Raw genomic sequence first — 10,260 nt, 5'->3', positions numbered from 1 at the left:
CTCGGTCATTGAGGCGATAAATGTTCCAAAAGGGAGCAGTATCTTGAGTACGAAGGGAAATTGTGGCAGGGTCTCCCTGTTCGATTTGCAAAAAATCCCCGGTTTCGCTACCGTAGTATAGGGTTGCTGACGCGTCGCTTAATTGTGTTTGCTGCCAAAAATAGCGCTGGAGTTCGCTAAAATCGTCAACATTTAACCGTCCTTGTCGTGCCGAAATTTCATTGATTTTCAGAATCAATTCGGATGTTTCTAAATAATTGCGAATGTGGGTTTCAATGCGATCGCTTGTCTTTTGACTAAGTTGCGTAGCCAAGTCCGTAACGGCCTGCTGTCCGTTACGCCAAGACAAAAATCCTGTTAATCCTACGGCTGCAAAGATTTGCAGCAATGTAGGAATGACAATAACCAACCGCAAGGGAAACTTTCTTTGCACGGAGGGACGTTTGAAGTCGGGGAACTCCTAAAATTGTACACGAGAAAAGCAGGAGCCTAATGCCTTTAAGGACTGACTCATCGATCGCAGTTGGGTTTTATCTCCAGTCAAATTCTCAGGCGATCGCGATTACAATATGGGTGAGTTTGAGGAGAAACAAAGATGAGTTGGCAATGTCCTGGTAAACCGATTTGCGAATATGATGCCTGCGAGAACAAGAGTGTCTTTTGTTTAAACTGTGGCTTAGATGAAAAGGAAGTCCGGGAAAAAGAACGGCAATATTATGCCAATCAACGTGGAGAGAGTCAGTCTGGAAACTCAAAACCTCGGAAGACGATCGCTTCTCCACCACCTCAGAGAAGTCTCCCGATCGCTCGTTTGGGGGCGATCGCTATCTTTGCATTACTCCTTGGGGGTGGAGTTTTCTTCTGGCAGAAAAGCCGCGCCTGTCCTCTGGGTCAAGTGAGAGAAGGGAAAGTTTGCCTTACTGTCATTAAACCATCAGAACCGGAAAGGATCAGTAGTGGAGAAAGAACTTTATTTCGCCATAAGGGGAATTTAAATCGCGATCGCGGCATTGATGAATTTAAAGCGGGAAATTATCCAGAAGCAATTGAATTTTTGGAAAAAGCGGTTTTAGGGGCGAGAAATGACCCCGAACCTCAAATTTATCTCAATAATGCCAAAGCACGGCGCAAAGGCTCGCCTCTGACCCTTGCAGCCGTCGTTCCAGCAGATAACAGAGCCACTTCTGCCGAAGAAATATTGAGGGGATTGGCGGACGCACAACAGCAATTTAACGATTCTCGCAGTCGAGGCGATCGCCTTCTCGAGATTGCCATTGTCAACGATGGCAACGATCCTCAAGTTGCGGCGGAAGTAGCAGCAGAATTGGCTCAAAACCCAGCAATCTTAGCCGTTATCGGTCATAATTCCAGCGATGCAACCATTGCCGCTTTGCCGATTTATGAGAAAGAAGGATTACCTGTTATTTCTCCCACCAGTACCAGTACAGATTTAGGCAGTTCGGTGTTTTTCCGCACCGTTACCAGCGATCGCGCCACGGGTGAGAAGTTGGCAGAGTTTACTCAAAAGGATTTTCAGCGCATTGCAATCTTCTACGATACCCAAAGCATCTATAGTCAGAGTTTGTTAAAGGCATTTAAAAGCGTGTTTCCCGCAAGCGGTATCCTAGAAGAAATCGATCTGCGTCAAGCTCAATTAGACCCTCGTGGGGCAGTAGAAAAGAGTGCTGATGGAGAAGCGGAAGCCCTTATTTTGTTACCCAGTACCGATACTGCCTCGATCGCTTTAGAAATTGCTGTGGAAAATCACAATTTACCCTCACGAAAAATGAAACTTTTGGGAGGAGATGCCCTCTACAGTCCCGATACGCTGATTAACGGACGGGATGCGGTGCAGGGTTTGATTTTGGCGGTCCCTTGGGTGTCCCAGAGTTACGATCCTACGGCTTATTCAGCCCAAGCCGAAAAACATTGGGGGGGAAAAATTAGCTGGCGCAATGCCACCAGTTATGATGCGGCTAGGGCGATCGCATCGGTTCTCAATAATCGCAGCGATCGCCAGCAAATCTTAGCGGATCTGCAAACCCTCGAACTCGATCGCGAAGAAACTTCAGGGGTGATGCTGAAATTTTCTCCAACGGGGGAACTCGATCGCGAACCGTTTCTGGTCATTGCCGATCCCGATGCCCCACCACCTGAAGGTGCAAAGTTAGGTTTCAAATGGTTGCCTTAACTTAAACACAAAACTCGGGTTTCTCTTCGGGAAGATCGCGGAAAACGATAATGATAACTTGAATGGTACGAGTAAAGTATTAGATAACTTAACTTGCTAGTTATTGATTCGATCCCCCCCAGCCCCCCTTGATAAGGGGGGAGAATCCCAAAGCTGCCCTTGATAAGGGGGGAGAATCCCAAAGCTGCCCTTGATAAGGGGGGAGAATCCCAAAGCCCCCCTTGATAAGGGGGGAGAATCCCAAAGCTGCCCTTGATAAGGGGGGAGAATCCCAAAGCTGCCCCTTGATAAGGGGGGAGAATCCCAAAGTCCCCCTTTTTAAGGGGGATTTAGGGGGATCAAAACGTATCCTATTTATAACTAGCAACTCGGGTTAGATACAAAAGCATGGAGAACTGAGATGGCAAGTTGGATCTGTGATGGAATTCCCAAAGATGGTAAACAATATCCCGATCGCGGGACTCCTCACGAACCCTATGAAAACAAAGGGACAGATTGTTTGGTGTGCGGACTTCCCCAAGAGTCCGCGATCGCAGCAACCCAAAAAGGAGGCTCAAAACCTCCCAAAAAAACGATATTTTCTGGGAAATCCCAATCATCTTGGTTAATTCCTGTCAGTGTTGCGGTTGTTTTATTAGCGATCGCCGGAGGGGGTTTTGCTGCCTATCAATTCCTCACTTCAACTCGGGAAGGAGGGAAGAATGAGGAGGTGAAAATACTCCCCTCCGATACTTTAGTGGGAGAAACGGCTCAAAATCATCCTCAATTGATTTCTCAGGGGGAAAAGCTATTTTTCTCGGAAACTGCGAGTAAAAAGGCTGGGGCTGCTGCTTTTGCGGACAAAAATTGGGATTTAGCTGTTGAGGAATACGACCAAGCTGCGACCAGCGATCGCAACGATCCCGAGGCGAAAATTTATGGGAATAATGCCAAAGCCCAACAAGCGGGAAATCCTCTCACAATGGCAGTAGTCCTGCCCATTACCGCCGATCTCGATGCCGCTAAAGAAGTGTTGCGAGGGGTTGCCCTCAAACAAGACCAGTTTAATCAAGCTGCTTCGGGGCAGTTATTGGAAGTGGTCGTTGTGAATGAAGTCTTACCGGCAACATCCGTGGCGATCGCCGAAGATTTGAGCCAATTTGCTAATCTTCTCGGCGTGATGGGGCATAGTGTTACCCCCGACCTCGACCTTGCCATGCGAGTTTATCAGGGGGAAAATTTGGCGGTGCTTTCTCCCATTAATATCGATGTCTCTTCCGAAGAGTCTCTTTTAAAGCTCGTTCCTCCCAAACAAAAAAGTGCCCAATTACTCGCGGATTATCTCGCCTCCATCAGCAATACGGCGATCGCCTATGCTAAAACTCAGCATTCTCGTCCCGCAGTGGCGATCTTTTATAATTCTCAACGAGATTACAGTGAGAATCAAAGACAAACTTTAGTGAAAATTATCGAAAAAGAAGGAACATTAGTGCAAGAAATTGATATTAAAGCGGGGGATTTCGAGGCAACCCAAGCCGTTAAAGAGGCGATCGCATCGGGGGCAAATACCGCCTTTTTAGCGTTGAATAAGGAAGAAATTTCCGAAGCGGTGGCGATCGCCCAAGCTAACAAGGACGCTAACACGGCTTTGACGGCGATCGGTGGCGACCAACTCTACAACCCCGATATTTTAGTGGAAGGGGGAGATGCGATCGCGGATTTAGTGTTGGCGGTGCCTTGGCGTTATGAGGAACAAGACGATTTTGCTAAAACTGCTCTCACTTTATGGCAAGGTCGGGTGAGTTGGCGGACGGCGGCGGCTTATGATGTCACCCAAGCACTTTCTGAGGCGATCGCGCAAGCAGGCGATCGGGCTGAAGTCATTAGTATTCTTGAAGGAGGAGTCAAAATCACCGGTTCTAATGCTGATTTTGAGATTTTTACCCGAGTTCCTTTAGTGAAAGCAGTGCAAGGATCTGGAGGACCCACCGGATCGGACTATCGTTTCGATCCGGTAGAATCTTAAGGAGAAATGTTAAGAAACCTGACAATAAGTTGGGAATGCGTTAATCTCTATCTAGAATTAGGCTAAAAAATCCCGAAACTTGTGGTTAAGGGGTGCATCTTTAAATTAGTTCTTTGCTGGGTATTGATTCTGTGAGTGCTTATCGTCGTCCGTTTCATCTTTATCCCCTGTTTCAAATTCCCCTGATGTTTTTGGGGTTATTTTTAGTGTTAGCGGCGTTATTTTGGCTGTTAGGGTTGGGACGACCTCCCGTTGCTGTCGCGATCGCCCTCGATCTCAGCAACAGTACCTACGGCGATCGCTTTAATGCCCCAGGATCGGTGCTGGAAAGTGAGATTCAAGCCGTCAATGCCTATCTCGATCGCAATACTCCAGAATTGCTCCGCCAACCCAATCAGGTTAAGGTATTAGGGTTTGCAGGAGTTGTGCGCCCTCTCACAGAGGAGTTTGCAAACAATAGCGAGGAAGTTAAAGAAGACCTCGAAAATGCTTTGCGCCGTCCTGGACTGGAAAAGAGCGTCATTCCGGGAAGCACCGACCTCAGCCGTGCTATTAATGCCGGGACAGATGCGTTAAGCAGTCGCGAGGAATGTCGGGAATTATTGTTAGTTACCGACGGTCAAGGAGACGTTTCTCCGACGGCGATCGCTGATGCTACTTTAAACCGCGTCAAGCTCAATTCTATAGTTATTGGTGCCGATGCCCCCGCATTGGCTTTAGCGGCGGTGGGGACGGGAGGAAAATATGTTTCTGGGAATGTTAATGATTTGGAACAATTATTTTCTAATCGCTTTTTTGGTCGTTTCAATAGTAACTTAAAATGGTTGATTTTTTGGTTAGCTTGTGCATGGGTAGCGTTGATGTGGACATTGGTGCTACCTTTCGATCGGATTATTTTGCAAGGTTGGCGACAAATGCCAATGGATATGGCTGGAAAAATTGCTTTGGGAAATGCCTATTTTTGGACGGGATTAACGCCGATTATTGTTTGGCGCATCTATAAAATGTTGGATTTGGCTTTACCTTTTCTTTCCCAATGTTAAATCGGTCATTAAATTGTCTTTTTCGATATATACTTGTAGAATAGCTTGTTTATCAATTGTAGGAGAATTATGGACAAATCAACTCTAATCTCGCCAGAGCAACAATCAAGGAACGATCATATCTTAGATTCAGGATGGGATCGAGAAGAACAGCTTAAAACAAATCAAAAAGCAATGAAATTACTCAAAGCGATGATCGAACGAAATCAAAGTAAAAAAACAACAGAGGAAGATTTAAGGTTTTGGCAATTCGTTTATGAAACAATCGATAGTCATCGTCCCATGGGACAAAAATTATTCTCTGAGAAATCCTAGCGATCGATGATAGTTTTTGTAGATAGCTCTATCTTAGGAATGCTTTGTAATCCGAACTCTTCTCCAGAGGTTAATGAGTGTAAACAATGGTTGTATTCCTTACTTGCAAGAAGTGCTAGGGTTGTCACCTCAGATATTTGTGATTATGAGATTAGGCGATCGTTGATACTCGCTTTGACAAAAAATTCACAAATCAATGGCTTAGAAAACCTCAATGATTTAACAAATATCATAGAATTTATTGAGATTACCAAAAATGTGCTGTATAGAGCATCAGAAATTTGGTCACAAGCACAGTTACAAGGAAAACCAACAGCAGATCGCAAAGCTCTAGATATCGATCTAATCATTTCGGCTCACTGCCAATTATTACAAGAAGAACATCCGGGGCGATATGTTATTATTGCTACCAAAAATATTAAACATTTGAGTCGTTTTGCTGAAGCAAAAAACTGGAAAACAATAAAAGTTTAATAAGTTTTGTTGATACTGCGATCGCAGTAATCTAACCTTGATTATCCAAAATAACGACCTAAAATAGGAGGACAAAATGGCAACAGTTGAAGAAAAAGGAATGATTCCCACGGTTATTGTGGGTGTTGGCGGGACGGGTGCAGAAGTCTTGGCACGAGTGCGCCGTTTGGTAGAAGAAACCTATGGCAGTTTGAAGAACTTTCCCATTATTGGTTTCTTGTTAATCGATACAGATAAAGATTATAAAATTGCCAGTCCAGAAGCAGGAGGAAGTCCTTTAAAAGATAAGGAAAAACATTGGGCGCGAGTGGGAGGACGACAGGTGAATGAAATGCTTGCTGATATGGATAATTATCCTTGGATTAATCGTTGGTTTCCCAACGAACTCGAGCGGAATTTAACCTCTTTAGAGGCAGGTGCGGGACAAATTCGTGCTTGTGGTCGTTTTGCCTTTTTCTGCAATTATCACGACATCCGAGACAAGTTTCGCAATGCAGTGCGAGGCATTAAAGGCAAAGAAAACTTAATGCTCGATCGCTATGGAATTAAGGTCAATACCAATGCAATTAATGTCTTTGTGACGGGTTCTCTCTCGGGAGGCACGGGAAGCGGCACAATAATCGATATTGGCTATTGTATCCGAGATTGGATCAAAGAGGAAGGCACGCCAACAGTAACGGCAATTGTGCCTATGCCCAATGCGTTTGCAGGAATTAGTGTTGGCGATCGCGTTTTGGCCAATGGTTATGCCGCAATGGTGGAATTGAGTTATTTTTCCGACCATCGCACGGAATATGTGGGGCAGTTTAGTAATAGTTTAGCCGATGAAATTCGCAGTCAGCGAGCGCCTTTTGATTTTACCTATTTAGTAGGAACGAAAAATGGGGAAAGTGACTTTAAATTAGAGCAGATTCGCGAAATGATCGCCCAAAATATTTTCCTCGATTTGACTTCGGATTTTTCTCCTCATAAGCGATCGATCCGAGATAATATTAAAGGGTCTTGGGCGCAGGCAGATCCAGGAGGAAGAGGATATCCCAAGAATTTCATGAGTTTTGGTCTTTCTAGCATTGAAATTCCTATCGCTCAAATTCGTACTTCTTTAGCCAATCGTTTATCCAAAGATTTGATTGCTTGGTGGCTCAATGAGTCGGTACAATTACCGCCACAAATGTTAGATTTAGTTCGCAGCGATACGCTCAAAGGGATGCGTTTAACGGAAGCAGAATTAATTGCCGATATTTCCTCCGCACAGGATCGCCCCTATCTGCAAGTGATTTCCCAGTGGGTGAATGAAATTCGCAATGAAATTGCGACCGATAATTGGCTGCAATGCACCCAACAAGGTCCTAATGTATTTGGTTCGGAAAAAGGGAAAATCTTGCGTTTTGTTAATGAATATCTCCAGCCGAAAGTCAATGCTTATCGTGCGGATCATTTTCGGGAGTTGAGTCCGGATGAGCGCTTGCACGGGGACTATTTACAACGGATGTATAATAACCGAGACGAGTCAATTAAGCGGGGTCGCAAGGCATTAGAAGATGAATTCTATGCCATTTTAAGCGATCGCGTGCGGGGAACAAAGTTTGCTGATGCCTTTATTGTCACCGTCCGTCAGGTGTTTAATGATATTGAGGAACGGTTTCGACGAGAACGAGATAAAGTTTGGAGTAAAAATGAAAACAATCGTCAGAAACAATACGAAAGCGCTTTGGCAGATATTAACGAATTTAAGAATAAATTTGGTGTCACCAAACAATCTAAAATAGAGGAATATTGCGAGGCCGCATTAAATGGTTTAGAAGGGAGTTTAATTGCCACCATTCAGCGCAAAGCACGAGATTTAGGCTTAGATGTTATTGCGCGTTTGCGAGAACATCTGGTGATTTTAGAAGGGCGTTTTAATCGTTACGTTCAACGCTTGACCATTGCGCGAGATTACTTTCAAGAACGATCCGATCGCGATGCTGAGAGTGCCGATGCGTTAGAAGTAAATGGCATTAAATTGTACGATCGCAATGAACTCAATGGCTTATATCAGGATTTAATCGAACAGTTTGCAGGTGCTTCAGAAAGCAGTAAAAGTCGCTATGAAATAGGGATGGATTCTCTCGGTTCTACCCTCTCTACCGATATTTTAGAGCAGGCCAGTCCGTTATGGAAAGAAACCCGTCAAGCGGATGAAATTATGCGGTTGTTTGATATCACGGAAATTCCCGAAGTACAGGAAGAAGATTTGCGAGAAAAGATATTCGATCGCAACAAACAAGTCATCGATCGCGCACCGGAAGATAGTCGCTTGAAGAAAGATTTAGCAGCCTGCGATCGCCTGTTCAAAATCTACAACGACAATGCCGAAATCACCAACAATCTCCGCATTGCTTACAACAAATCCAAACCGTTGATTCTCCTCAATCAAGCGATTATGCGAGGCAAAGATGCAGGGTTTACCCCCGCTTTAAACGCCAATGTTGCAGTATTGGGAGGACGAAATACTACCGATCCGGCAGCAATAAAAATGTTACCCTTAATCCAAGAATTTATCAGTAATGATGAAGATATCAAACCATTAGGAGAACCCGAACGCTATCGTATTGTTTTCGTGCAGGAAATAGGGGGATTTTCCCTGCGATCGATTGATGGGATGCGAGAGTTACGTCAGTCCTATCAAGATTGGCGAGGACAAATGATAGTTGCCAAGCGCGCCCAACTTAAAGGAGAAAGCCGCGATCTTCCTATCCCAGTTCACATTCAAAAAGAGCCGCCATTTTGGGATATTTTCCCGGAAGATCCAAAGATTTTTAACTTAGTGGTTTTAGCACGTGCTTTAGGAGTTTTGCGTTTAGAACAAAACAAACGAACTAAAGAAAGTGCTGTACGTTACGTTCGCAGGACTGCTATTGGAGAGGAAAATGTGGATTTGGCTTCCAGTTGGGAGGAAGTGTCTCAGGTGTTGGAGGTGAAAGCCTGTCGGGAGGATCGCGAGGAGTGCGATCGGCAAGTCAAACAGATTTTAACCAGTGCAGAAACCAATGCAGAAAAGCAGATCTTGTTTAAACAATTTACCGATTATCTCTCCCAACGAGAGCTAGAATTAGAAGGAGGAAAAGACAGTCCGGAATACAAACGAGAAGCTGCGATCGTTTTGGATGCGATCGAGCAGTACAAGCTGAAAACTGAGGAAACAAAAGAAGAGAGTATTTCAGAAGCAGTTTCTCCCGAACCTGTTGACACTTCTGGAGAAGGTGAGTATAGTGGGAACGGAAATGTTAAACAACCCATAGATTTACCTCCTCCTCCTGCCTCATCGGACATGATGGGTGAGTTAGAGCGTTTAGCCAGTTTGAAAGAAAAAGGATTGCTATCTGATGAAGAGTTTCAATCGGCCAAACGTAGGTTGTTAGGATTGTAAAATGTTAACGATTTGGGGTAGAAATTGTCTACCCCGAATCGTTAAAAACATCATTGATACAGTCAAATATAAGTCAAAATAATATTGATATTGGCAAAAAATGCTAATTGAAGACATCTATAGATTAATTCATAAGATTTACAAAGAAATATCTTTGTTTTTTGCTCCTAGAATACCATCACTATTGTTTGAAGATGAGAAAAAATCAAGAAATATTATTGCAATGATTAATCCTCAAACATCTAATACTTTTATTGATGGTATCGTGTTATTTTTCAGCCTCAAGTTAGCGGTGCGCTTTCTGAATTCCCAGTTGATAATGCGGCATTGCTGTTTACTAAATTTGAAAGAACTGTAAAAGATACAATTTTTTCAGTTCGTCCCGATCAGGGATTAGATTATATTTCTCTACGGTTATATACTCAAAATAATACGATGATTGCTTCGTTCTACATCAGAGGCATTCATCTGCCGAATACGAGTCATCCCACCAAAACCTCTCGCAACACTTCCCCTGATTTTAATTCAATAGGATCGGGTTCTAGATAGAGGGAAATCGCCTCGCGAATATTATCTAATGCTTCCGTTTCTGTTTCTCCTGCTGATACACAACCCGGTAATTCCGGACACCAAACTGCCCAATCACCTGTTGCTGAGTCTACCTCAAGAATAACACGCCATTTCATCTCTTCCAGCTTAGAACTCATACTAGAATAGCACAATGTGCGCGATAACAAAGGCGATAGCAAAACTTCTGCGATCGCATTCTTTCAAAAAACAAAACAGCCAAAACAATTACAACACATCTTTGCGTTGCTGC

Annotated in this window: 7 protein-coding genes and 1 pseudogene; 6 read left to right on the top strand and 2 right to left on the bottom strand. The window is 44.0% G+C overall.

What is annotated here, in order from left to right; translation table 11 throughout:
* Nucleotides 1–433, bottom strand: a pseudogene (locus VB714_RS06015) (histidine kinase); the annotation flags it as partial.
* A 162-nt stretch (nucleotides 434–595) separates the two neighbouring features.
* Between VB714_RS06015 and VB714_RS06010 the strand changes: the two are divergent.
* The 6 genes from VB714_RS06010 (at nucleotide 596) to VB714_RS05985 (ending at nucleotide 9,440) form a co-directional block, all read left to right on the top strand.
* Nucleotides 596–2,191, top strand: a complete 1,596-nt coding sequence (locus VB714_RS06010) for an ABC transporter substrate-binding protein (protein ID WP_323222160.1) — start codon at nucleotides 596–598, stop codon at nucleotides 2,189–2,191.
* A 400-nt stretch (nucleotides 2,192–2,591) separates the two neighbouring features.
* Complete coding sequence (locus VB714_RS06005) at nucleotides 2,592–4,196, top strand: ABC transporter substrate-binding protein (RefSeq protein ID WP_323222157.1); 1,605 nt, start codon at nucleotides 2,592–2,594, stop codon at nucleotides 4,194–4,196.
* A 113-nt stretch (nucleotides 4,197–4,309) separates the two neighbouring features.
* A complete protein-coding gene (locus tag VB714_RS06000) occupies nucleotides 4,310–5,239 on the top strand; it encodes a vWA domain-containing protein (RefSeq protein ID WP_323222155.1) in 930 nt (309 codons plus the stop codon).
* A 174-nt stretch (nucleotides 5,240–5,413) separates the two neighbouring features.
* Complete coding sequence (locus tag VB714_RS05995) at nucleotides 5,414–5,554, top strand: hypothetical protein (RefSeq protein WP_323222153.1); 141 nt, start codon at nucleotides 5,414–5,416, stop codon at nucleotides 5,552–5,554.
* 6 nt (nucleotides 5,555–5,560) lie between these two features.
* On the top strand, nucleotides 5,561–6,028 hold the full coding sequence (locus tag VB714_RS05990; protein WP_323222152.1) for a PIN domain-containing protein: 468 nt from the start codon (nucleotides 5,561–5,563) through the stop codon (nucleotides 6,026–6,028).
* 76 nt (nucleotides 6,029–6,104) lie between these two features.
* Nucleotides 6,105–9,440, top strand: a complete 3,336-nt coding sequence (locus tag VB714_RS05985; protein ID WP_323222150.1) for a tubulin-like doman-containing protein — start codon at nucleotides 6,105–6,107, stop codon at nucleotides 9,438–9,440.
* Nucleotides 9,441–9,922: 482 nt separating this feature from the next.
* On the opposite strand, the gene VB714_RS05980 is transcribed toward VB714_RS05985, so the two are convergent.
* A complete protein-coding gene (locus VB714_RS05980) occupies nucleotides 9,923–10,126 on the bottom strand; it encodes a type II toxin-antitoxin system HicB family antitoxin (protein WP_204103287.1) in 204 nt (67 codons plus the stop codon).
* Between the last annotated feature and the right edge of the window lie 134 nt (nucleotides 10,127–10,260).

The organism is Spirulina sp. 06S082, assembly GCF_034932145.1.
Taxonomy (GTDB): domain Bacteria; phylum Cyanobacteriota; class Cyanobacteriia; order Cyanobacteriales; family Spirulinaceae; genus CCY15215.
The sequence above is the reverse complement of the archived record's forward strand: the minus strand, read 5'-3'. Positions and strand labels throughout refer to the sequence as shown.